This window comes from Bacillus basilensis, from assembly GCF_050630465.1.
Lineage (GTDB): Bacteria > Bacillota > Bacilli > Bacillales > Bacillaceae_G > Bacillus_A > Bacillus_A basilensis.
The window spans coordinates 23,794-48,377 of sequence record NZ_JBNTQO010000020.1; the positions used below are offsets into that span (position 1 = coordinate 23,794).

Consider the following 24,584-nt stretch of genomic DNA (forward strand, 5'->3'; position numbering starts at 1 on the left):
AAAGGGGTACGAAATAGTGTCAAAAAATATGATTTCTAGGGTTGAGAATATTTCTCAACCCCAGTTTTATAATCACAATAAAATATGGACAAAACCTTTTATAATAGCGGTTATAGTTGTTATAATTTTAGGGATTATATCACTGTTTACTGGAGTTTATGATATACGTGGACAAGAGGACGGAATGGAGATGTTTTTCATCACTCGTGTTCCGAGAACAGTTGCATTAATGCTTACTGGAGCTGCAATGGCGATGGCAGGACTCGTAATGCAACTCATTACACAGAATCGCTTTGTTGAACCTACTACAACGGGTACTATTGAATGGTCAGGCTTAGGCCTGCTTTTTGTGTATTTATTATTTCCTGCCCCGACTTTAGTTCAAAGAATGACTGGTGCAATCATTTTTTCTTTTATAGGAACTATGATTTTCTTTCTATTTTTAAGAAGAGTTAAGCTTCGTTCGTCTTTAATTGTCCCGATTATTGGATTGATGCTTGGAGCAGTTATTTCTGCAGTGTCTACTTTTTTGGGACTCCTTTTTCAAATGACGCAAAGTATTGAAACTTGGTTTGTAGGTTCATTTGCTAACATTCAGGTGGGAAGATATGAATATTTATGGCTGATTGTTATCATTACTTTGCTTATTTTTATGTATGCTAATAGATTGACTTTAGCTGGACTAGGAGAAGATGTCGCAACAAGCCTTGGCGTTAATTACAATAGAATTGTTCTTTTTGGGACTGCTCTTATCTCTGTTGCAGTTGGAATTGTTGCAGCTGTTATTGGACACTTACCTTTCTTGGGATTAATTGTGCCAAATATTGTTTCTATGTTTAGAGGTGATGATCTTAGAAGTAATTTACCTTGGGTTTGTGTGATTGGAATGGGGACAATAACTGCCTGTGACATCATTTCTCGAACAATTATAAAGCCTTTTGAAGTCCCTGTTTCTTTAATACTTGCAACAGTGGGAGCGGTTGTGTTTATTACTATTCTATTGAGACAAAGAAAACCAAGGAGGCTGCGATGATCACATTAGAATATAAAAATAAAGAAAATGTCGAAATCGATTCTAGCCTTCATAATGAAAGTAGATCAGCTAGTGCTTTTCGTTCTAAGAAGGAAGCGAGACGTTATTGGATTTTACTCATAACATTGATTGCTTTAGGTCTCCTTTCTTCATATGGACTTTTAGTTTATAACAACCCAGTTCCGATAGATTCACCTTCTTTTATCCCAGTTGTTAAGAGAAGGATAGTAGCTATTGTTGCAATGATTATTGCTGCAGTTTGCCATAGCTTATCGACAGTTGCTTTCCAATCTATTACGAATAATAAGATTATTACTCCTTCACTTTTAGGTTTCGAATCACTTTATTCAGCAATTCAAACGAGTACAATATTCTTCTTTGGTGCTAGTGCATTAATAAACTTTAATGGAATTGGATCATTTTTATTTCAAGTTGTTGTGATGGTTTTCATGAGTTTGATACTTTATGGATGGTTACTTTCCGGTAAATACGGGAATTTACAACTTATGCTTTTAGTTGGAATTATCATTGGTACCGGGCTAAATTCTGTGTCAACTTTTATGAGAAAACTACTTGCGCCTTCAGAATTTGATATTTTACAAGCGAGATTATTTGGTTCTGTTAATCATGCAGACCCTGCATATTTTCCGATTGTAATTCCTATGATCATAATTGTAGCAGTATTAATTTTTGTTCATTCTAAGAAGTTGAATATTTTGTCATTAGGAAAGGATGTTGCTACTTCTTTTGGGGTTAAATATCAACCTAGTGTAATTTATACGCTTGTATTAGTAGCTATTTTGATGTCTATCTCAACAGCTCTAATTGGGCCACTTACTTTCTACGGCTTTTTAGTAGCAACTTTGAGTTATCAGGCGGCGTCAACGTATGATCATAGATATATTTTCCCAATGGCTTTTGCTATAGGATTTTTAATAATGACGAGTGCATACTTTTTAATGTATCATGTATTCCATGCTCAAGGGGTAGTTTCAGTTATTATTGAATTATTTGGTGGAATCATATTCTTAACTATAGTTTTAAGGAAGAGGGCTTTATGATAAAAATTGATAACGTTAAAAAGTTCTATACTGATAAGGTAAAAATAGGACCTTTGGATATTGAAATACCAAAAGCAGGCTTTACTTCTTTAATTGGACCAAATGGCGCTGGAAAGTCCACGACACTTTTGATGATTGGAAGACTTTTAGATATGGATGAAGGTCAAATTCAGGTAGCGAATATGGATGTTTCTGAATCTAAATCAAAAGACTTAGCAAAAGTTTTGACTATATTGCGACAAGAAAATCATTTTGTAACTAGGCTTACTGTTAGACAATTAGTTGGATTTGGACGCTTTCCTTATTCAAAGGGAAGATTAACGAAAGAGGATGAAGTTATTATTTCTAAATATATCGACTTCCTAGATTTAACTAATTTAGAGAATAGGTATTTAGATGAGCTTTCTGGTGGTCAAAGACAAAGGGCATATGTAGCGATGGTATTGTGCCAAGAGACTGAATATGTACTTTTGGATGAGCCTCTGAACAACCTTGATGTTGCTCGATCTGTTCAAATGATGGAGCATTTGAGACGTGCGGCTAATGAATTTGGAAGAACAATTTTGACTGTTATGCATGACATAAATTTTGCAGCTAAATACTCTGACAAAATTTGTGCTATGAAAGATGGACAAATTGCTGCTTTTGGAACAGTAGAAGAGGTTATGGACCCAACACTTTTGACAGATATTTTTGAAACAAAAATAGAGATTATCAAGGGGCCTTATGGGCCAATTGCTGTTTATTAGTTAAAAAATGTATACTGTAGCTTGCGTAAATTATGTTAGCTACTTTAGTTGAAGTTGCTGTCTGTATTTTATAGGCAGCATTTTTTTTTACCTTGCAATCAGCTGAAGAATTAACAATTTTTTCATCTGAGCTTCAAAAGCCAACGAAAGTAATGGATGAACTGTAGTGATTGTTCCATGTAAAAGAAGCATAAGCTGACTGTGCTGGTCAGCTTATGCTTCTTTTATTTTTTAAATATAAAAAGTAGACTCATAAAAAAACTCCTGTAACTCAGTACAGGAGTTTTAATCAAACTAATTAAAAACTAAATTGTGGCTTCATATCACCTTTATAAGGTTCATGTTCAACGAATATAGTGATGTCCTTACCCGCTTGGTCTTTACCAGTTCTTTTATACGTAAATTTCTTATTGTTCAGTTCAGTAAGTTCAAGAGCCGCACCATATTTATTATTTCCAATTGAAACATGAGCTCTTATTTTATTTTCATGTAAAACATCGAAGTAACCATAGTCACCGCGGCGTTGACCTGTTTCGCTATTGAAGAACTCATATTTATTAGATTTGTCATCGAATTTTGCTAAACTAATAAAGTTCGAATTAAACTGTGTTACGTCATTACCAGCTTCATCTAATGCTTTTGTTCCGTACCAAAGGGTTCCACCTAAAATTTTATCTCCATCAACGTTCTTAACGATATCGCCTGTAGTCGTGTTCAGTTGCTTGTCCGGATCAGTGAAAGAAAGCTCTTTTTCTTTATATGGAACATGTTCAACGAAGACTTCTACATCGTTACCGTTAGCGTCTTTCCCCATTCTTTTATAAGTAAATACATTTTTATTTAATTTTGTCATGTCAACAACAGCTTGATATTTCATTGATTCTGAAATTAATATTCTCTTCTTCCCATCATTTGTGATAAAGAAAGTTCCTTTATCGCCACGACTTGCACCTGTTTTAGCATCAAAGAATTCATATCTTCCTGACTTTGCATCATATTTCGCAAGACCAATGAAGTTTGCATTTTCTTTTGTTAAATCATTTTTATCTTTGTCATATACTTGGGTACCTTGCCAATTTGTATCGCTAAGAATGTTAGCCATTTTTTGGCCTTTCGTTAACTTATTTTCCTTTTTTGTTTCTTTAGCAGCTTGTTCTTGTTTCGGTTTACTATGATTTTCTTCAGCTTTAGTACCAACACATCCGGTTAGTGCTAGTGTGAATCCGAGCAATATAGATGATAGTGCTTTCGTTTTTTTGTTCATTTTTTATCGTCTCCTCATTTTATAAATGTAAGTAGTACGGTTGTTGATTGTAGTAATAGTTACTACGTTTATTATGTTAATCCTCGAGTATAAACTGCCTCTAAATAAAACATTAAAAAAAGATAAACTAATTCCTAAAATTTGTTCATACTTAGAAAATGGTCTTTTACATACGATGAATGCTGATCTCTCATTTTGAAACTGCCGGAATCAAATGGGCGGATTAATATTATGATTACAGTACGCTTTTTGATGTGATGCTATACTGTATATAGGGTTCTATGAGTGTTTGTTGTGTCGGTTTTTGTCGGTAAGTCGATATATTTAGAAAATCGCTGATATATTTGGATTTGCGCCGATATATTTAGAAAATCGCCGATATAATTTGAGTAGCGCTGATATATTTGAAAAATCGCTGATATATTTTGGAGGTGGATAAAGATGATTGTGAAAGAACGAAAAATACCCGTACATTTACTTCAATTAGAAGCTTTACTTAGAAGATTGCCTGCCCATCATCCAAAAAGGAATATGGTGGCTGAAAATCTAGCGAAATTTATGGCTGGCTATAAAGGAGAGCGGGCGATTGAATATCCACTTAGTTTTCTGTCCGAAACAAGATATAGTATTTTACATGATATCAGGTTGTTTGATCAGAAACATTATTTCCAAATCGATACCCTTGTAGTTTCCTCGTGTTTTCTTCTTTTTCTTGAAATAAAAAATATCATTGGCACATTAATTTTTGATGCGAAGTTTAATCAACTCATTCGAATAGCAGATGGTACTTCGGAAGAAGGGTTCCCAGATCCGCTTTTACAACTGAAACGGCAAGAGATGCAGCTGAGAAAATGGTTGAGTTTGCATGATTTATATAATATTCCGATTGAATCTCTCGTTGTAATTAGTTCTCCTCGTACAATTATTAAAACTTCAGATGAAATACTTCCTAATAAAATTATACACGGTGCAAATTTACCTAATAGAATCAAACAGATTGAAAATCAATATAAAGAAGAAGCAATTAGTAATATAAATGGACTTATAAATCAAATTATGAATGGGCACATCCCGCAGAGACAAAATATTCTTGTACAATATAAAGTTAAAGAAGAGGAGTTGCTAAAGGGCGTACAGTGTGAGGAATGTTTTACCATGGCGATGTTAAAAGAAAAGCAGGGATGGCGTTGCCAAAACTGTAATAGTACGTCTAAACAAGCTCATTTACGTGCTTTGCAAGATTACACACTTCTGTTTGGAATGATAACTACTAATAGCAAATTGAGAGGATTCTTTAATATGCAATCTAGTTCTGCGGTTAAACGACTCCTCCAAACAATGAAAATCCCATACACCGGCAACAACAAAGGACGAACCTATGATTTAACTTCTTTCCAATCATAATTTTGCTATAATAAATACGTACTTATACGAAGGGGAGTTTAAAGAGAAAATGAAATCATTCAATATTGATCATTTTATCGCGAGTGTTTTACAGTGGATATTAAATATAGCTCTAATTATATTATCCATTGTTTTATCTATCTTTTTAATTAATGAGACGATTACTTTTATTCAATACATATTTTCAGCGAAGAAGTATACGTCATATAAATTAGTTGAAAGTATTATCGTTTATTTCTTATATTTCGAGTTCATTGCATTAATTATTAAGTATTTTAAATCGAACTATCATTTCCCATTACGTTATTTTATTTATATCGGAATTACGGCTTTAATTCGATTAATTATTGTATCTCATGAGGAACCGATGGAGACGTTATTATACGCAGGAGCAATTCTTGTTTTAGTTATTGCTTTATACATATCAAATATGAGAGATTTGAGAAAAGAGTAGTAGTGCAGGCATAAGCTTGCACTGCTTTTTTATGTCTTGACCTTCAAGTTGCTTGAAAGTTTACAATGTAAATAGGGCGTTTGAAATTGAAAAAAATTGAGAAATTAAGTGAAGAGGTTTCTTTTACTTGGAGGTTATAGAAATGAGTCAAGAATTGAAGTTACGTCCATTAGAGCGAGAAGATTTAAAGTTTGTACATGAACTTAATAATAATGCACATATTATGTCGTATTGGTTTGAAGAGCCATATGAGGCATTTGTGGAGCTACAGGACCTATACGATAAACATATACATGATCAAAGTGAACGCCGATTTATCGTTGAAAAAGATAATGAGATGGTTGGATTAGTTGAGTTAGTAGAAATCGATTATATTCACAGAAGAACAGAATTTCAAATTATTATTGATCCTAATTATCAAGGGTATGGTTATGCAGCGGATGCGACGCGTTTAGCGATGAATTACGCTTTTTCCGTATTAAATATGCATAAGATATATTTAGTTGTGGATAAGGAAAATGAAAAAGCAGTACATGTTTATAAGAAGGTTGGATTTATGGTAGAAGGTGAGCTTTTAGACGAGTTCTTCGTTGATGGCAACTACCATAATGCGATAAGAATGTGTATGTTCCAAAAGGAATATTTTAGAGTGAAATAAATGCGTAAAAAGGGCTAAAGACAATGTTTTGTCTCTAGCCCTTTTTTATGAGTTTAACAACAATATTTTATTGATAAACAATAAAATATTGTTGACTTATAATATTTATAGACTTATTATGTTGGTAATAAGATTAGTGGGAATTAAAGGAGAGTACATGATGAAAAATAAATACGTAGTAGCTATTTCTTTCATGATTTTAGCGATTATTTCTTTAACTATACATGCTTCAAACAGTAAAGTAGGAGCGAATGGATTCCTTGAAGAACCTTTCTTTTTCCTAGTACCGATAAGTTATGTATTGTTCCTTAGTGGTATTGGTGTATTATTATTTGGATTTATTACTTCAAAGCTGAAAAAAAGTAATAGATAAGGGGTTCATAAAGCGGGACAAAACACTCACTATGAAATAGAAACATATCATATGGAAGACAAATAATAAGTGAGTTGGATAATGATGAATCGTTATTTTTACAATGGAAGACAAATAGGAGCAGCTATTACGCTGGCTGGGGCACAGGGAACCATTCATGCTGTGAATCAAGTTATTAAAATGCAACAACAAGCACAATTTGCAAAAATGATGCAAGGTCAGTACATGCCGTATTCACAGTTTCCAATGCAAATTGTCCATTATAATGTGTATCCAGCTAGTTTTTTTTCCATTCCATATGGCGGAACTTACTTCTTATGAAAGAAAGCGACTGATAAGAGTCGCTTTCTTTTTTTATATTCCCCCTAGCTTCATTCCAAGGAATGCAAAGAGGAGACCAATTATGTAAGTAGTACTTAAGTATAAAAGGAAAGTGTTAATGTTTTTACGATTGAGAAGTTGAACAGATTCTAGTTTAAACGTCGAAAATGTCGTGAATGCCCCCATAAATCCAGTACCTAATAATAATTGCCAACCTGTAGTGACTTCACTGCCAATTATATATCCGAGTAAAAACGCTCCTGTTATATTAATGAGAAATGTAGCAATTGGAAATGAAGTTTTATTTCTTTTTTTAAACCAATTGCTAATTGCGAATCGTGTAATCGCACCGAAAAATCCCCCTGTTGCGACTAATAAAGCTTCCATCATATGTGATCACCTTCCGTCAGTGATTTCTTAATTAAGAAATCACCAAGTGTATAGCCGATGCCAGACATAATGAGGCCACCAAGTATGCTGCATGATACATATAAGAAGGCTATGCTCCACTCAGAATGATTAATCAATTGAATAGTCTCTACACTAAATGTTGAAAAAGTCGTAAAAGAACCGATAAATCCAGTTCCAACGCCTGTGATAACCTCCGAAGGTAAAATGTTTAGCCGAGCAATATATGTAGTTAACCATGCTAATAAGAAGCAGCCGATTAAGTTAATCAGTAATGTAGCTAATGGAAATGAATGATACCAAAACTCATGAATAGTAAGACCTAAATAATAACGAGAAAGGGCTCCTAATATACCGGCAATGCCAACGATAATATAAATCAATTTTCTCACCTCTTTAAATAGCTTGCTCAAAAAAATAGACTCCTACCAGTAAGTTATACTACTGGTAGGAGTCATTAGCTAAGCAGCAGTTATGGCGAACTCCATCGCCTATGATTATTACATATAGTGTACTAAACATTTTGTTTGATTTCCAGTGAAGAAGTAGGGGCATTTTGTATTTTTTGATGATTTAAGAGCAAGAATAATTACTTATAAACTAAATATAGTGATATAGGGTTTTCGATGTGATAAAATATTTCGTATGTCTGTTATTCAGTTTTATTTAACTGAAAATAAAGATAATTAAGTTGCGTGTTTTAGAAAAGGGGCGTTTATTTGAAGAAATTATTAAAAATAGTACTTATATGTATTTTAGTAGGAGTGGGAGTTGTAGGTGGTTTTTTAGCGTATATGACGCTTACTAAAGAACAGCCTGCTGATGTTATAAGTTTGAAGGTGGAAAATAATAAAGAGCGCGTATTAGCGACAGGAAATGAATTTAAAGTTACAACATTTAATATTGGTTATGCTGGATTAGATAAGGACCAAGACTTCTTTATGGATGGGGGAAAGAGATCTGGTTCAAGTAGTGAAGATCAAACGGAAACGAACTTAAAAAATATGCTTTCGTTTTTACAAAATGAGAATAGTGATTTTGCGTTATTACAAGAAGTTGATATAAAATCACTTCGATCATTTGATGTAAATGGGCATGAATTTTTAAAAAAGGGATTACCTGATTATGCTTCGTCATTCGGGAAGAACTATGATACAAAATGGGTTCCTGTTCCAATTACAAGTCCAATGGGATATGCGGAGGCTGGATTAAGTACATTTTCTAAATATACAGTTCAAACAGCGAATAGGTTCCAGCTTCCTGGAATGGAGCCTTGGCCGAAGCGTTTGTTTGATTTAGATCGAGCGATTGTTGAACATAAAATTCCTGTTAATAATGGGAAGTTTGTGAGACTCGTAAATTTACATTTGTCTGCCTATGATGAAGGCGGGAAAATTAGAAAACAGCAAGTAGAGTATTTAAAAGAATATATGAACAAGCGTTATAAAAATGGTGATTACGTAATAATGGGCGGAGATTGGAATCAATTGCTTTCTGACGTTCAATTAAGTGATCCGAAGTTTGTGAAAGAGCGTCCGGAGTGGTTAGTAGAGTTACCGAAGGACTTTACTGATGGTGGCTTTAAGTGGGCTGTAGATCCGTCTGTTATGACGGTGAGAGATGATGTGAAGAAATATGTGGAGGGTGAAAACTTCGTTACGATTATTGATGGCTTTATCGTTTCGCCGAATGTGGAGATTGTAAATGTACAAGGGAAAGATTTAAAGTTTGAAAATAGTGATCATAACCCAGTGAGTGCGGTATTTAAGTTGAAGTAATTAAGTGCAGAAGGTGGGACTTTATATATGGAATGGTTAAAGAAAACTTGTTTTTCTAACCTTGAGAAAGAATCACAGAAAAATCATTTATTGCTGTTTATTACGATTTGTAGTTTCTTCCTTGGAATCATCGCGATTGGGTATTACGGATATATTTTTACAGAGAGAGCACTAGCGTTTTGGGCTTGTGGCATTTCTGTCGTTGTATTTGGAACGATTTTTACTTTTATAAAAAGTATGGAATCAATGTATAAATACATCATGACATTTATGTTGCTTATGATGTCTTTCATTATGGTACAAGCATTTAATGAAAGCCCAGCTGTATTTCAAATGGTCTACTTTACACTAGCGGTTTCACTTATTTATTTAAGTGAGCGCCTTATTTTAATTCTTGGTGGGGTAGCTGTTGTTAGTACATTTATCCTTTGTAGTTATTGGCCGGATCAATTTTTTGCTTATACAGCGGCATCTGAAGCTGCTAATTTTGCGAGTTTGTTAGCGATTGTTACAATCGCTATGTGGGGCGTCACGAAAATTGGTTCTAATCTGTTGTCTCGTTTAAGCGATGAGAAGCAAGAAGTAATGAGAAAAGCTCAGGAGCTAGAAGAGACGCAAAGGCTTATTGAAGAAACAGTTGTGAAACTAGATAGTAATTTCAATCATTTAAGACAAAATATGAATACATCAATGGAGTCGATGAGTGACATTAATTTTGCTTTTGAAGAGGTGGCAGTTGGCACGCAATCACAATCAGAGATGATGTCACGTTCAGTAGAAGTATTGAACGATATGGAAGGAAATATTGAACAAATCATCTCTCAAGTAAGAAATGCATCAATTCGTGTTGATGAAAGTTTAGAGATTTCAAAGGGTAGTGTACATACTTTAAGAAGTTTTGAAGCTAACATGAGAAGTTTAAATGATGTTGTTTCACAATCAGGAATTATATTTAGAGATTTAATGATGCAATCGAAGCAAATTAATGAAATTGTAGATGTAATAACGAATATTTCAAGTCAGACGAGTTTGCTAGCTTTAAATGCAAATATTGAAGCTGCAAGGGCAGGAGAACATGGAAAAGGGTTTGCTATTGTAGCGAATGAAGTATTAAAGCTTGCTGAAGAATCGAATCGTTCTGCTGGAAGAATTCAAGGGATTTTGAAGGAGTTTAGTAATCAAGCAAGCAAGGTAGAAGTACAGGTAGAGAAATCAGAAAGAGTACAAGAAGAATGTAACGAAATGCTAGCAAGCGTTTTAACAAATGTAACGGATTTAGGGAAGTTTATTGATACAATTAATGATGTAATGAGAGAGATTGTTGGTCATCAAGAAAATTTCCAAGCTAAAACGAAGAATATCGTAAAGGATGTTACACATGCTTCTAATGTAATTCAGCAAACTTCTGCGGCTACAGAAGAAGTGTTAGCAAGTGTGGAAGAAGAAAAACATCGAAATGATACATCAGTGAAGACATTACATACTGTTAGCGAGCAAGTGAAATTGTTAGAAGATATTTTAGAAAAGTAATATCGCTTGAAGAGAGCACACCATTTGTGCTCTTTTTTTATTTAAACGAAGACTTAATAGGAATTTAATTGCTTTTCTGCGCGTTTTCTGCCAAGCTTAAGGAGATAAAATTCAACTAATAGCTACTAATTATTAGTTGAACCTCGCAGGTAGCGAGATAAAATACTTCAAAGAAAGAATTTTATAGGTGACGCATATGATCGAAGTTAAGACTTCTGAACTTAGTGATGGAGAATTTAATAGAGGTGTATTTGCAACTCGTGATATTAAAAAGGGCGAGTTGATTCACTCAGCACCAGTTATCTCTTATCCGAATGAACAGCATGAACACATTGAGAAAACGTTACTTGCTGACTACGCATTTGAGTATGGGGTAAATCATACGGCATTCCTTTTAGGATACGGCATGTTATTTAATCATGCATATAATCCGAATGCAACGTATGATATTGTCTTTGAGAATCATACGTTTAACTTCTTTGCTTATAAGGATATAAAAGCGGGAGAAGAGATTCTAATCAATTATAATGGTGAAGTTGATGACGATGAGCTGTTATGGTTTGATAAGGAAAAAGAAGAGAACGAAAAGTAATTTAAAATAAGTAATGAAAAGGATGCTTTTACATAGGTAAAAGCATCCTTTTTTGTTGATGAAAACAAAGTAAAAATTACAAAAAAATACCACTTTCTTTTCGTATGGTATAGTAAGATACTGAAGGATATTGTTTTGTAAAAGTGATATATTTTACAAATTGTTGTCTTTCTGGTTACATGTCAAGTTTAGTAGCCCATTTGGGTTGCTTTATTATGCAATATATATTTTAATATGAGTGGCACCTCTTATAATTAAGAGGTTTATAGGTGTCTCGAATTGATTTTGGGTACACTGTATCCACCACTTTAGGTTCTTTCATGTACGTGGGGATATTATGGGCCCGTATAACGGGATAAAAAGAATATAGAAATAGAGGAATCGTAAAATGAATATGCAAGAGGTTTATGAATATTTAAGTACGGTATTGCCTGAAGGTCATGTGAAACAAGATGAAATGTTAAAGAATCATACGCATATTAAAGTTGGCGGAAAAGCAGATGTGTTCGTTGCGCCTACGAATTATGATGAAATTCAAGAAGTTATTAAATATGCGAACCAATATAATATTCCAGTTACGTTTTTAGGAAATGGTTCGAATGTCATTATTAAAGACGGTGGTATTCGAGGGATTACGGTAAGTTTAATTCATATTACAGGTGTTACTGTAAATGGAACAACGATTGTAGCACAGTGCGGTGCAGCAATTATTGATGTATCACGTATTGCGTTAGATCATAACTTAACGGGCCTTGAGTTCGCTTGTGGTATTCCAGGTTCAGTGGGCGGAGCATTATATATGAATGCTGGTGCTTACGGCGGTGAAATTTCGTTTGTATTAACAGAAGCTGTCGTAATGACAGGTGATGGAGAGCTACGTACTTTAACGAAAGAAGCATTTGAATTTGGATATCGTAAGAGTGTATTTGCTAACAATCACTACATTATTCTTGAAGCGAGATTTGAACTTGAAGAAGGTGTACGTGAAGAAATTAAAGAAAAAATGGATGATTTAACGTTTAAACGTGAGTCAAAACAACCTCTAGAATATCCTTCATGCGGTAGCGTATTTAAACGCCCACCAAATAATTTTGCTGGTAAATTGATTCAAGAATCAGGACTACAAGGTAAGCGAATTGGTGGAGTGGAAGTTTCTCTAAAGCATGCTGGATTTATGGTGAATGTTGATAACGGAACAGCACAAGATTACATCGATTTAATTCATTTCGTGCAAAAAACAGTTGAAGAGAAATTCGGTGTGAAGTTAGAGCGAGAAGTAAGGATTATTGGAGAAGATAAGTAATAAAGGAATACGTATGAAGATGGGAATTATTTTAAAATAATATTTGGCGATTATTGACAATTTGTTTTTAATTCAATATAATGGCTAATAATTTAACAAATAACATACGTTGAAAGAGCCCAGTAGCAGTTTGTCACTGTTAACGAGAGAGCTAGGGGTTGCTGGAACCTAGCACAAACAAACTTGCGAATTACACTCTGGAGTATCTTAGGTAATGCTAAGCGGATTGGCAATCGATATTATTGCTAAGAGTGGTATGAGTAGCTATGCTATTTATACAAACTGGGTGGTAACACGGTGAATAATCGTCCCTATGTCATAGACATAGGGATTTTTTGTTTTTAAAAAATAAAGGGGATGACAAAAGATGAATATCATTGATGAATTAGAATGGCGCGGCGCCGTTAATCAACAGACTGATGAAGAAGGTTTACGTAAGTTAGTAGAAGAGAAAAAGATTTCACTATACTGCGGAGTGGATCCGACTGGTGATAGTATGCATATCGGACATTTGATTCCGTTTATGATGATGAAGAGATTCCAGTTAGCTGGCCATCATCCAGTTATTTTAATTGGTGGGGCAACAGGAACAATTGGTGATCCGAGTGGACGTCAATCAGAACGCCAACTTCAAACGTTAGAAGTAGTTCAGCATAATGTAGATGCGTTAACAGCACAAATGAAAAAGCTATTTGATTTTGGCGGAAATAGCGAAGTGAAGATGGTAAATAACTACGACTGGACACATGAAATAAACATTATTGAGTTTTTACGTGATTACGGAAAAAACTTTAGCATTAATAGTATGTTAGCAAAGGATATTGTAGCAAGCCGTTTAGATACAGGAATTTCTTTCACGGAATTTACGTACCAAATCTTGCAAGCGATGGATTTCCATCACTTATACACGAAAGAAGATGTGCAACTGCAAATTGGTGGTAGTGACCAATGGGGAAATATTACGAGTGGATTAGATTTAATTCGTAAGCTAGAAGGGCACGAAGCGAAAGTATTCGGATTAACGATTCCGTTATTATTGAAATCAGATGGTACGAAGTTCGGTAAATCGGCAGGTGGCGCTGTTTGGCTTAATCCTGAAAAAACGACACCGTTTGAATTTTACCAATTCTGGGTAAATACAGATGACCGTGACGTAGTCAAATACTTGAAATACTTTACATTCTTAACGAAAGAGCGCATTGATGAATTAGCGGTCAAGGTAGAAACAGAGCCTCATAAACGTGAAGCGCAAAAAGTATTAGCGGAAGAAATGACAAAATTCGTTCACGGAGAAGAAGCATTCCTGCAAGCTGTGAAAATTACAGCAGCGTTATTTAGCGGAGATATTAAATCGTTAACAGCTGATGAAATTGAACAAGGCTTTAAAGAAATGCCAACATTCCAGTCTTCAAAAGAGACGAAAAACATCGTAGAATGGCTAGTTGATTTAGGAATTGAACCATCTAGAAGACAAGCACGCGAAGACATTAATAATGGTGCGATTTCTATGAATGGTGAAAAAGTAACAGATGTAGGCACGGATGTTACTATAGAGAATTCATTTGATGGACGATTTATTATTATCCGTAAAGGGAAGAAGAACTATAGCCTTGTGAAGTTAGGAGAATAATTTGTGTGAAAGGATGGGAGTAGGAAGAATACTTCCATTCTTTCATATACACAATTTAGACATAAAATAATCAGTAAATTTAGATAATTTAAAGGATTATTTTATTCTTCTGCCGAATAAATAAGTTAGAGAAAATTACGGATAAAAATAGCCCGAACCATGCAGGGCATGATTCGGGCTTATATTCAGATTAGTAAGCTAAGCTGAATAGACCTTTAATGTGTGATAAGTAACGAACGTTACTTGCTTCTTTCATTAATGATGCTGGTAAGCCTTTAAGTGGAGTATTGCTTGCTCCGATTGTAGCAACAGCATCTTTACGTCCTAGACTAGCAAGTGTTCCAGAGTTTACAGGTGCGAACTCTTCGAATGCTTTGCCTTCTAGTGCTGCGTATAAGTTGTATCCAATTAACTCACCCATTTGCCAAGCAATTTGTGCAGTTGGTGGGTATGGACGTCCGTCTGGAGCGAAGACAACAGCGCTGTCTCCAGCAACGAATACGTCTTTGTGAGAAGTAGATTGTAGGTATGCATCAACTGTTGCACGTCCACGGTTAACTTCAAGACCTGATTCACCGATTAGTGGATTACCTTGTACACCGCCTGTCCAAACGAATGTGTTAGCAACAAGTTTTTGACCGTCTTTTAAGTCGATCTCATTGCCAGCAACGTTTGTTACAGGAAGACCAGTTAAGAATGTAACGCCGCGTGCTTCTAGGCTAGTAGTTGCACGTTCGATTAAGTGGTCTGGTAATACTGGAAGGATTTTTGGACCTGCTTCAACAAGAAGAAGTTTAACTTCTTTTGGATTTACGCCGTGGCTTTTTGCAAGTTTAGGCATAATGTCAGCAAGCTCACCAACTAGCTCAACGCCAGTTAATCCGCCACCACCGATTACGATTGTAGCATCAGCTTCGTTTTTCGTTTTCGCGTATTCACGAATACGGTCTTCAACGTGTTTGTAGATTTTGTTTGCATCAGCAGCAGATTTTAATACCATGCTGTTTTCTTCTAGTCCTGGAATACCGAAGTAAGCAGTTTTACTTCCTAAAGCAACTACAAGTGCATCGTAAGATAAAGTAGTGCCGCCAGCTAATTTAATTTCTTTGCTATCAACTGAGAATGACTCAACTGTTGCAATTTTAAGATCGATGTCTTTACCTTTGAAAAGCTTTGTAAGTGGCATTGCAATTGCTTGCTCAGCAACATTACCAGCTGCAAGGCGGTGTAGTTCAGTGATGATTTGGTGTGTTGGGTATTGGTTAATCACTGTAACTTGTGCTTCTGATTTGCTGTAATATTTACGTACGTTTAAAGCGGCAAGAAGACCGCCATAACCAGCGCCTAAGATGACAATTTGTTTTGACATAGTATGATATCCCCCGTCTTTACTAATTGTTGTTATAAGTTAACTTATTTATTGTTACGTTCTGCACTAATTTGAAGATATGCGTTCACAAAGCGGAACATTTTTTGTGCTTGTGGATCTTTTAGTAATTTTAATAGACCGAATAGGCCAATAACTTCGTTGCTTTCGTCAGCACGATCTTTCGCTTCGATTGCAGTTGCAGCCATGCTTTTCACTGTATCTTTTACAGGTTCTACAAGCTCTGTGATTGCACCAACAGTGTCGCTTTTTAATACTTCATCAGTAGCAACAGTTTGAGCGAAGTCATAAGACTTAGTTAAAATGTTAACAAGCTCAGTTAATTTTGGAAGCTGTTCCACTAGTGTTGTTAATGATTCTTGTACCTCAGGTTTTAACAACTGATCAAGTACATCAAGTTGTCCTTGGCTAGCAGAAATTTGTACAGTTTCTTGTTCTGGCTTTGTTTGAGTCATAGTTTCTGGCATCTCCAATTCTCCTTTACGATAGCAATACTCTTATTTTTTATAAGTAAGATAGTAAACGGTTACGAAACTTTATACAAAGTTTCACAAAACACAATAAAATGCCTTTAAATTTATGACAGCAAGTAAGCTGCAAACATAAATCTAAAACCATAACGTCTTACCTATTATTTATGAACTGTCCGATATATGGCTTGTCCGCATAATGGAAAAGCTCCGTTACCGGAAAGTGTATATAATATATATCCTATATTATATACTATATACACCTATGTTAACATAAAAATGATTCCTAATTATTTGATATTGAATGTATAACGTAGTACTGACAAGGTATGAAAGCGTATAAAATATTTTGTTTCAGTTAGAAATGTACATATATAATAAGAAAAAAAGGAAAAAATGAACAAATTCATGTTCGTTTTTTCCTTTTTCCTATTATTCACCTTCCGCAATTAGCATCGATGTGTTACCTTCCTTTTCAAGATGGCATTCGCCCCAAGAACAAAGAGAATCAAGAATGGATTCTAAAGACCAACCGTAATCAGTAAGAGAATATTCTACTTTTGGTGGAACTTGATTGTATACCTTTCTTTGAATAACGCCGTCGTCTTCTAATTCACGTAATTGCTGCGTTAACATTTTTTGTGTAATACCAGGCATTGAACGTTTTAGTTCACTCGTTCTCTTTGTACCTTTCGTTAAGTGACAAAGAATAACAACCTTCCATTTGCCGCCGATAACTTCTAAGGTCGCCTCTACAGGAATATTATATTTCTTCATATGAAACCCTCCTTGTGTGAGTGTTAAATAATACAAATGTTACTTTTTAGTACCTATAGCACTTTAAAGTACGTACTTTTTATCATGTTAAATATGTTTCATAATAGCACATGTAAGAGGCAAATGAGTAGTACGGTACTGAAAAGTGACTATGTTACCTTTTGGTGCCTATAGTACTTTAAAGTGCGTTCTTCAAAAAAAGAATGAAACCATTCATAATAGCATTTGTAGAGATTAAATATATTTTTTAGAAGATAAAAGGGCCTTTTTATCGCACTATTATGATTGGATTTCTTGTAATAAGGAGGAATTCAATTGAGTTCATATACAGTACCATCTTCCGAAGTTCAGACGAACCGAAGAAGTATGTTTGCTTTATTAGCACTAGCAATTAGTGCGTTTGGGATTGGTACGACCGAATTTATTAGTGTCGGTTTATTACCATCCATTTCAAAAGATTTAAATGTTTCGGTTACAACAGCTGGTTTAACTGTTTCCCTATATGCGTTAGGGGCAGCGGTAGGAGCTCCTGTCTTAACAGCGTTAACAGCTAGTATGTCGAGAAAGACATTATTAATGTGGATTATGGTTATTTTCATTATTGGTAATGGCATTGCGGCAATAGCAACAAGCTTCACTGTATTAATTATCGCAAGGATTGTAGCTGCGTTTGCACATGGTGTGTTTATGTCGATAGGATCTACAATCGCGGCCGCAATCGTACCAGAGAATAAACGTGCTAGTGCCATTGCGATTATGTTTACTGGATTAACAGTTGCGACTATTACAGGTGTGCCAATTGGTACCTTTATTGGGCAACAATTTGGCTGGAGAGCGTCATTTATGGCGATTGTTGTAATTGGAATTATTGCTTTTATCGCAAACAGCATACTAGTCCCATCTAATTTGAAAAATGGTGTACCTGTATCGTTTCGTGATCAATTCAAACTAATTAAAAATGGAAGACTATTACTTGTTTTCATTATTACTGCACTTGGATACGGCGGTACATTCGTAACATTTACGTATTTATCACCGCTATTACAAGAAGTAACAGGGTTTGAAGCAAGTACTGTTACTATCATTTTATTAGTGTATGGAATTGCCATTGCGATAGGGAATATGGTCGGCGGAAAGTTATCGAATCATAATCCGATTCGAGCGCTATTTTACATGTTCTTGATTCAAGCGATTATATTATTTGTTTTAACATTTACAGCGCCATTTAAAGTAGCTGGATTAATCACAATTATTTTCATGGGACTATTCGCATTTATGAATGTTCCGGGGCTGCAAGTATATGTAGTTATATTGGCAGAGCGCTTTGTTCCGAGTGCGGTTGATGTTGCTTCAGCAATAAATATTGCCGCATTTAACGGAGGAATCGCTTTAGGTTCTTATATAGGTGGCCTTGTAACGAATTCATTAGGGTTAATCCATACTGCTTGGGTAGGCGGCATTATGGTAGTAGCTGCTGTTATTTTAACAGCGTGGAGCATGACATTAGAAAAAAGAGATCAAGCAAAATAAAAGGAGAGAAAATAAAATGAAAAACTTACAAAGTAAAGCAGTATTAAATAATGGTGTAGAAATGCCTTGGTTCGGTTTAGGTGTATTTAAAGTAGAAGAAGGACCAGAACTTGTAGAAGCTGTAAAATCAGCGATTAAAGCAGGATACCGCAGTATCGATACAGCTGCAATTTACGGAAATGAAAAAGCTGTAGGTGAAGGAATCCGTGCAGGTATCGAAGCAACTGGTATTTCAAGAGAAGATTTATTCATCACTTCAAAAGTGTGGAATGCAGATCAAGGATATGAAGAAACAATTGCTGCATACGAAGAGAGTTTAAAGAAATTAGAACTAGATTATTTAGATTTATTCCTTGTTCACTGGCCTGTAGAAGGAAAATATAAAGATACATGGAGAGCGTTAGAAACACTTTATAAAGAAGAGCGCGTACGTGCAATTGGTGTAAGTAACTTCCAAATCCATCACTTACAAGATGTAATGAAAGATGCAGAAATCAAGCCAATGATTAACCAAGTAGAATACCACCCTCGTTTGACACAAAAAGAATTACAAGCTTTCTGTAAAGAACAAGGTATTCAAATGGAAGCATGGTCACCATTAATGCAAGGTCAATTATTAGATAACGAAACATTACAAGCAATTGCTGAGAAACACGGTAAAACAACAGCGCAAGTTATTTTACGTTGGGATCTTCAAAATGGAGTAATTACAATTCCAAAATCAACGAAAGAACACCGCATCATTGCAAACGCTGATGTATTTAACTTTGAGTTAACGAAAGAAGATATGGAAAAAATCGATGCGTTAAATCAAAATCACCGCGTTGGTCCAGATCCTGATAACTTCGATTTCTAAGATTAAAGTAAGAAAGAAAAAAGAGTGCTTTTATGCACTCTTTTTTTGTGCATAAAAATATTTTCTAATTAAATACTACTTAGTATTAAGTTTGTTATAAGGGGCTGTAAACATGAATATAAAGCAATCGTTCAAACTTCTAGCTATGTTTTTAAGTGTGTTATTTGTGTTATTCCCACTTCAAAAAGCATTTGCCGAAGTTATGGACCATACAAAGTATCAAATGGATTGGAGTTATAGTAAGTCAAAGAAGAAGCCAATTCGAACAGAACTTATTAAAACGGCAGATGGAAAAATTGCATTTTGCTTAAATGTAGATTTGAAATCTCCGAGCGGTCAAGATTTACCGGAAATGGGTAAAGTGGATATTAATGTGTACCGTGTACTATTGAATGGATATCCACAAAAGAGTCCACAAGAATTAGGTGTTTCTGATTGGAGAGAAGCGCATTACGCAACGCAGCTTGCGGTATGGGATGCGTTAAAACAAATCGATATTAATGATTTAGATTTCCGTAATAAAAATGTAGAAAAGGTAACGAAAGATATCGTTGCAAAAGCAAGCGCTAGTGAAGAATTACAAGAAATTACGATGAGTGTCGTACCATTGGAAGAACAACAAGCAGTATTGAAAAATGATTTCTTTGAAACAGGTTTATATACAGTAGAAACAAATGCAAAAAGCGGGACGTATAAAGTGCAAGCAATAGGTGCACCAGCAGGAGCGAAATTTGTAAATGAAAAAGGCGAAGCAAAAACAGAATTTAATGTAGGAGAAAAGTTCCGCATTTTAATTCCGAAACAAACACCAGCTGGTGGATTTAGCTTTAAAGTAATCGGGAAATTAACGAAGCTACAAGGGATTGCACATAAAGGTACACCGACAATTCAAAATGCAGTTGTATTACTTGAGCGTAGTGAAGAAGAAACAAGTCCGGAGTTATCAGTGAGTTGGAAAAAAGGAAATGGTCATGATAATAATAAACCACATACTCCAAATGAACCGCATAAACCGAATCAATATAAAAGGTAAGGATGAAAGCATTGGTGTTAACCAATGCTTTTTATATATGAAATTTAAAATTATATCAAGATAATTATTAACTAGATAAAACACTGTTTTTATGTTGGGAAAATTATTTGGAAATAACAAAATATAATAAAATCTAAACGTTACAATCAATAGATTAAATTCACGAAATTGTAACATTATTCTAATTGAAAAGTCTATCAAACAAAGTGTAAAGCGTGTACAATTCAGTTGGAAAAACTACCTATAGATGGTCATATATGAAGAAAATGTAAGTTTATATTACTATTTTTATTTTCGGATGTATAGATGACAATACTAAATTATATCTTTTACTATTCTCTTTTTATGTACGAAGAGAACTCATCACAAATAGAGAGAAGTGAGGAGGGCATATTACATAAAAATTTTACAATGTAAGAAAGCGAATACATGGAGGGAAATGCAGTAGTAATAGATACAGGTGCGCGAGGTGTTAGTCTATTCATTAAATTTTTTTATAAAAATAATAGGATTTCTTATTAAATGAATATATGTTGGTTTTTCTAAATAAAGGAACAGGGGACACAGATTATGTCGAAGAAAAAGACGAGTAGGGTATTAGTGGCTGGTGTTTGTTTAGCTACGTTATTAACGCCATATGGACTTGAAGTACCTAAGGTGTATGCAGAGATGACGATTGAAGATAAGGAGAAGCAGCAAGAAGAGCGAGTGTATCAATTGCTGCCAAAAGGTAATGTAGAAGAGATGCGTGAGTTGCATCAGCGTCGAATGAGTTTTTCTCCTTATGAACCAACGGGCATTTATGTAAAGCCAGGTGAAGAAGTAGTTATTCAAGTAGAAGGGACTCAACAGATTAAAGCTTATATTGGTACATATTCTTATGAAAAAGAAGAACCTAAACAATTCAATTTAAATCCTGGTGAGAATAAAATTTCTTCTTCAAATGGGGGACTATTATACTTTTATAATTATCACAACACAGGAGAATTAGTCGCTAAAGTGAAAAAAGGTGGTACAACAAATCCTTTATTTATTTTAGGAAAGCATACGACGAAAGATTGGAAACGTATGTTGGCAGAGAATCCTGATCCATATGCAATAGAAATGAAGGGAGAAAATAGTTTATTAACTATGCATCCTGAGACTGTAGCGGGGCATTTAAAACAAGAAGATCCAGCTGCGTTATTAAAGAAACAGGATGAAATAATTAATATAGAACATAAGATATCAGGTTTATCAAAAGATGGTGTGGGTGTTGCGAATCAAGGTAAACATTCCATTCATTTTGTTGAAGACTGGTATACGGACAATTATATGTATGCGACTTATTATCGAACAGCTTATAGTAAAGGGAATTTAGGCCCAGTACTAAATCTAGAAAAGTTAACTAATGATGGATGGGGGCCTTGGCATGAAGTGGGACATCAACATCAACAGAATACTTGGTTATGGGATGGACTTGGAGAAGTAACCGTTAATATTTATTCTTTGGCAGTTCAAACTACATTTGGGCATAAAACAAGGTTAGAGCAAGAGGGGCGCTATGAAGTTGCATTTGCTTATTTAGGTAAACCGGATGCACAAGAAAAGATGGATGTATTTGAGAAATTAGTTATGTTTTGGCAGTTACATTTAGCTTATGGGGATCAATTCTATCCGAATTTACATCAAATGTATCGTTTGTTACATGATACAGAACTGCCTAAATCTGATGAAGAGAAAAAGCAGATGTTTATTTATATGACGTCAAAAGTGGCAGGACAAAATTTAATTCCTTTCTTTGATAAATGGGGATTATTTGCAAATGATGCTACGAGAGAAAAGATTGAAAAATTAAATTTACCAAAATTAGAAAAAGAAATATGGTTATCTACAGATAGCAATCCAATTCGTGAAAAACAAACTGAGTTATATGAAGTTCCATATGGCGAGCCAAATAATGAAAAAATATAAAATGTAGTAATCGGTACTACATATGATGAGAAAAAAGCAAAAGAACTTGTACAGAATTTAGGCAAAGATGTAAAAACAACAGGTGTGATTATACAAGGTAAGCCTGAAGTTGGAGAAAAAACTGTAAAAGTAGAAATTATAGATGAAAAAGGTAATAAGAATTTAATTCCGGTTGTAGCAAATGTTAGTTATGGTGATAGCTTAGTATTTAAAGGGCTTAATTACATAGATGATGGTGATGTTAAATCAATTGTAACGCTGCAACATGATCAGAAAAAGTTTAGTGCGATGGCTAATTCAAATCAAGTGCATTCTTATTTTAAAGAAGATACGTATTTTGAATTCGCGTTACTAGGTTCAAATGGAAAAGAAAAAAAGAAAGTAACTGTAAAAGGCGTTGAAAATGCGGAAGAATTCGCAAAAACGATTAATGGATTAGAGTTTGCATATGGTGACGTTGTTAAAGTATATCACGCAGAATCAGATCGCTTGAATTGGTATCAAAATAATGAGTTTATCGGTCAAGGAAAGGCGAAAGTAGAAAAGGAATTACTCTTTAAGGTAACCGAAAAGGGCTTTGAGAGAATGGGAGCTCAGCAAGAAGTAACAGCTGTACCGCAAAAAGTAGTAATTGGAACAAACGCTGATAAATTAGAAGCACAAAAATTTGTTCAAGTGAAAGATGGAGAAGTAATCGGTTTTGTAGAAAATCTGGATACGACAAAAATCGGTGAACAAAAAGTAAAGGTAGAAACGAAAGATCGCTTTGGAAATAAGAAAGTGACGGAAGTGCCAGTAGAAGTAACGTATGGAGACAGCATTGTATACCAAGGGCTTAGTAATGTTGTTCGTTCTATTGTAACGTTAAATCATGATGATAAGAAATTACATGTAACGTCTACAAATGAACAAATTCATAGTTACTTTAACAATGAATTATATATGGGAATTACGTTATATGATCAAAATAATAATGAGAAAAAGCATGTAATAGCAGAAGGGCAAGAGACTTCAAAGAATTTTGCAGAACAAGTAAATGGTATGATGTTCGAGTATGGAGATGTAGTAAAAGTGTATCATGCCGAATCAGATCGTTTAAGCTGGTACAAAAATAGTGAGTTCGTTGGAAAAGGAGATAAGAAAAAGTTTGAAGAAATTTCCTTCAAGATTACTCCGAATGGTTTAGAGCAAATATAATAATAAAAAAGCTCGTAAAACATAACGTTTTACGAGCTTTTTTATTATTCAGCTTCAGAAACAACTGTGAAGCGTTCGTTTACGTGTTTTGGATTTTCAATTTCATCAAGTGCTGCTACTGCGAAGTCTTCGTAACTTACGTAGCTATCACCTTTTGCGTTAACAAGCAGATTGTCTTTTCCAGCTGTATAAGAGCCTGTGCGTTTTCCTAATGCAAATAGTGCAGAAGGGCTGATGAATGTCCAAGTAATATCGTTTGTTTGTTGCAAGATTTCTAAGTTTTTACCTTGGTTTTGAGCTGTTGCAAGGTATTCGCCTGGGAAACCTGGTGTCTCAAATACACGTGTTGTTTTCTCTTCGTCTACAAATAAGCTTCCAGCGCCGCCAACTACAAGTAATTTTGTATTTGGTGCACCCTTCATAGCTTCAATTAGTACGTTTCCTGCATCTACGTGAAGGTGTTCTTGTCCTGCTGGAGCACCGAATGCATTTACAACTACATCGAATGCTTGTAGATCGTTAGATGTAAGAGTGAATACATCTTTCTCTAAAACTTTTACATTTTCTTCTGTAATTTTTGCAGCATTTCTTACGATTGCAGTTACTTCATGTCCGCGATCTAATGCTTCTTTTAAAATGCGACTTCCTGCTTTACCAGTTGCTCCGATAATTCCGATTTTCATAATAAATCCCTCCAAAGTGTTTTGTTAAAGTGTATATCTGAAAGTAAATGAATGTATTGTAATTAGGTTTGTTACAACCTGTTGTAATCATTATAGTTACAGGTTGGTATTTTTGTCAATGGGGTAGTTTGTAGATTTAT

Annotated in this window: 23 protein-coding genes, 1 pseudogene, 1 riboswitch and 1 other annotated feature; of the genes and pseudogenes, 17 read left to right on the forward strand and 7 right to left on the reverse strand. The window is 34.7% G+C overall.

Annotated features, from left to right (window positions below; all coding sequences use genetic code 11):
* Positions 1-16 precede the first annotated feature (16 nt).
* Genes ACQVV1_RS25400 through ACQVV1_RS25410 form a run of 3 tightly spaced genes read left to right on the forward strand, consistent with a single transcriptional unit; the run spans position 17 to position 2,843 of the window.
* Positions 17-1,033, forward strand: a complete 1,017-nt coding sequence (locus tag ACQVV1_RS25400) for an ABC transporter permease (RefSeq protein ID WP_061679285.1) — start codon at positions 17-19, stop codon at positions 1,031-1,033.
* Positions 1,030-2,094, forward strand: coding sequence for an iron chelate uptake ABC transporter family permease subunit (locus ACQVV1_RS25405; protein ID WP_431169682.1), 1,065 nt, complete (start codon positions 1,030-1,032; stop codon positions 2,092-2,094). Before ACQVV1_RS25400 ends, ACQVV1_RS25405 begins: the two co-directional genes overlap by 4 nt.
* Complete coding sequence (locus tag ACQVV1_RS25410) at positions 2,091-2,843, forward strand: iron ABC transporter ATP-binding protein (protein WP_048566655.1); 753 nt, start codon at positions 2,091-2,093, stop codon at positions 2,841-2,843. The genes ACQVV1_RS25405 and ACQVV1_RS25410 overlap by 4 nt, the downstream gene beginning before the upstream one ends.
* A 298-nt stretch (positions 2,844-3,141) precedes the next feature.
* On the opposite strand, the gene ACQVV1_RS25415 is transcribed toward ACQVV1_RS25410, so the two are convergent.
* Positions 3,142-4,107 (reverse strand): DUF4822 domain-containing protein, encoded by a 966-nt coding sequence (locus ACQVV1_RS25415; RefSeq protein WP_431169684.1) that lies wholly within the window; start codon positions 4,105-4,107, stop codon positions 3,142-3,144.
* A 441-nt stretch (positions 4,108-4,548) separates the two neighbouring features.
* Between ACQVV1_RS25415 and ACQVV1_RS25420 the strand changes: the two genes are divergently transcribed.
* From ACQVV1_RS25420 to ACQVV1_RS25440, 5 genes are all read left to right on the forward strand, one after another.
* Positions 4,549-5,511 (forward strand): nuclease-related domain-containing protein, encoded by a 963-nt coding sequence (locus ACQVV1_RS25420; RefSeq protein WP_431169685.1) that lies wholly within the window; start codon positions 4,549-4,551, stop codon positions 5,509-5,511.
* Positions 5,512-5,560: 49 nt separating this feature from the next.
* Positions 5,561-5,965 carry a phosphate-starvation-inducible protein PsiE gene (gene psiE / locus ACQVV1_RS25425; RefSeq protein ID WP_000834704.1) on the forward strand — a complete coding sequence of 135 codons (405 nt, stop codon included), beginning with the start codon at positions 5,561-5,563 and terminating at the stop codon, positions 5,963-5,965.
* A gap of 142 nt (positions 5,966-6,107) precedes the next feature.
* The gene (speG, locus tag ACQVV1_RS25430; protein WP_063221756.1) at positions 6,108-6,623 is read left to right on the forward strand and encodes a spermidine N1-acetyltransferase; all 516 of its coding nucleotides are present in this window, start codon (positions 6,108-6,110) and stop codon (positions 6,621-6,623) included.
* A 136-nt stretch (positions 6,624-6,759) separates the two neighbouring features.
* Positions 6,760-6,996, forward strand: a complete 237-nt coding sequence (locus tag ACQVV1_RS25435) for a DUF3955 domain-containing protein (RefSeq protein WP_003295667.1) — start codon at positions 6,760-6,762, stop codon at positions 6,994-6,996.
* 81 nt (positions 6,997-7,077) lie between these two features.
* On the forward strand, positions 7,078-7,317 hold the full coding sequence (locus ACQVV1_RS25440) for a DUF3947 family protein (RefSeq protein ID WP_242255023.1): 240 nt from the start codon (positions 7,078-7,080) through the stop codon (positions 7,315-7,317).
* Between the two features lie 33 nt (positions 7,318-7,350).
* On the opposite strand, the gene crcB (ACQVV1_RS25445) is transcribed toward ACQVV1_RS25440, so the two are convergent.
* Entirely contained in the window at positions 7,351-7,707 is a 357-nt protein-coding gene (gene crcB / locus ACQVV1_RS25445; protein WP_242254815.1) for a fluoride efflux transporter CrcB, read from the reverse strand.
* Positions 7,704-8,108, reverse strand: coding sequence for a fluoride efflux transporter CrcB (gene crcB / locus ACQVV1_RS25450; RefSeq protein WP_431169699.1), 405 nt, complete (start codon positions 8,106-8,108; stop codon positions 7,704-7,706). The genes crcB (ACQVV1_RS25445) and crcB (ACQVV1_RS25450) overlap by 4 nt, the downstream gene beginning before the upstream one ends.
* A gap of 58 nt (positions 8,109-8,166) precedes the next feature.
* Positions 8,167-8,226: riboswitch (Fluoride riboswitch) on the reverse strand.
* 218 nt (positions 8,227-8,444) lie between these two features.
* Here crcB (ACQVV1_RS25450) and ACQVV1_RS25455 point away from each other — a divergent pair.
* From ACQVV1_RS25455 to tyrS, 5 genes are all read left to right on the forward strand, one after another.
* Positions 8,445-9,503: an endonuclease/exonuclease/phosphatase family protein gene (locus tag ACQVV1_RS25455; RefSeq protein ID WP_431169688.1), complete on the forward strand. Its 1,059-nt coding sequence runs from the start codon at positions 8,445-8,447 to the stop codon at positions 9,501-9,503.
* Positions 9,504-9,530: 27 nt separating this feature from the next.
* A complete protein-coding gene (locus tag ACQVV1_RS25460) occupies positions 9,531-11,033 on the forward strand; it encodes a DUF4077 domain-containing protein (protein ID WP_431169690.1) in 1,503 nt (500 codons plus the stop codon).
* A gap of 196 nt (positions 11,034-11,229) precedes the next feature.
* Entirely contained in the window at positions 11,230-11,625 is a 396-nt protein-coding gene (locus ACQVV1_RS25465) for an SET domain-containing protein (RefSeq protein WP_000573650.1), read from the forward strand.
* Positions 11,626-12,013: 388 nt separating this feature from the next.
* On the forward strand, positions 12,014-12,928 hold the full coding sequence (gene murB, locus ACQVV1_RS25470; RefSeq protein WP_063221750.1) for a UDP-N-acetylmuramate dehydrogenase: 915 nt from the start codon (positions 12,014-12,016) through the stop codon (positions 12,926-12,928).
* A gap of 100 nt (positions 12,929-13,028) precedes the next feature.
* Positions 13,029-13,244: a binding site (T-box leader), on the forward strand.
* 51 nt (positions 13,245-13,295) lie between these two features.
* Positions 13,296-14,558: a tyrosine--tRNA ligase gene (gene tyrS / locus ACQVV1_RS25475; protein WP_309259502.1), complete on the forward strand. Its 1,263-nt coding sequence runs from the start codon at positions 13,296-13,298 to the stop codon at positions 14,556-14,558.
* Between the two features lie 190 nt (positions 14,559-14,748).
* Here the strand turns inward: tyrS and ACQVV1_RS25480 are convergent, their stop codons facing one another.
* From ACQVV1_RS25480 to ACQVV1_RS25490, 3 genes are all read right to left on the reverse strand, one after another.
* The gene (locus tag ACQVV1_RS25480; RefSeq protein WP_000043194.1) at positions 14,749-15,927 is read right to left on the reverse strand and encodes an NAD(P)/FAD-dependent oxidoreductase; all 1,179 of its coding nucleotides are present in this window, start codon (positions 15,925-15,927) and stop codon (positions 14,749-14,751) included.
* Between the two features lie 44 nt (positions 15,928-15,971).
* Positions 15,972-16,412: a DUF1641 domain-containing protein gene (locus tag ACQVV1_RS25485; RefSeq protein WP_001115309.1), complete on the reverse strand. Its 441-nt coding sequence runs from the start codon at positions 16,410-16,412 to the stop codon at positions 15,972-15,974.
* Positions 16,413-16,847: 435 nt separating this feature from the next.
* Positions 16,848-17,192: a winged helix-turn-helix transcriptional regulator gene (locus tag ACQVV1_RS25490; RefSeq protein ID WP_000760481.1), complete on the reverse strand. Its 345-nt coding sequence runs from the start codon at positions 17,190-17,192 to the stop codon at positions 16,848-16,850.
* Between the two features lie 366 nt (positions 17,193-17,558).
* Between ACQVV1_RS25490 and ACQVV1_RS25495 the strand changes: the two genes are divergently transcribed.
* The 4 genes and pseudogenes from ACQVV1_RS25495 to ACQVV1_RS25510 all read left to right on the forward strand — a co-directional run bounded on the left by ACQVV1_RS25495 (position 17,559) and on the right by ACQVV1_RS25510 (position 23,761).
* Complete coding sequence (locus tag ACQVV1_RS25495; protein WP_166688331.1) at positions 17,559-18,722, forward strand: MFS transporter; 1,164 nt, start codon at positions 17,559-17,561, stop codon at positions 18,720-18,722.
* 16 nt (positions 18,723-18,738) lie between these two features.
* Complete coding sequence (locus ACQVV1_RS25500; RefSeq protein WP_048528200.1) at positions 18,739-19,578, forward strand: aldo/keto reductase; 840 nt, start codon at positions 18,739-18,741, stop codon at positions 19,576-19,578.
* A gap of 112 nt (positions 19,579-19,690) precedes the next feature.
* Positions 19,691-20,611 (forward strand): thioester domain-containing protein, encoded by a 921-nt coding sequence (locus tag ACQVV1_RS25505; protein ID WP_242254801.1) that lies wholly within the window; start codon positions 19,691-19,693, stop codon positions 20,609-20,611.
* A gap of 570 nt (positions 20,612-21,181) precedes the next feature.
* Positions 21,182-23,761: pseudogene (locus ACQVV1_RS25510) on the forward strand (M60 family metallopeptidase).
* 44 nt (positions 23,762-23,805) lie between these two features.
* Here ACQVV1_RS25510 and ACQVV1_RS25515 read toward each other — a convergent pair.
* Positions 23,806-24,444, reverse strand: coding sequence for an NAD(P)-dependent oxidoreductase (locus ACQVV1_RS25515; RefSeq protein ID WP_242254797.1), 639 nt, complete (start codon positions 24,442-24,444; stop codon positions 23,806-23,808).
* Positions 24,445-24,584: the final 140 nt, after the last annotated feature.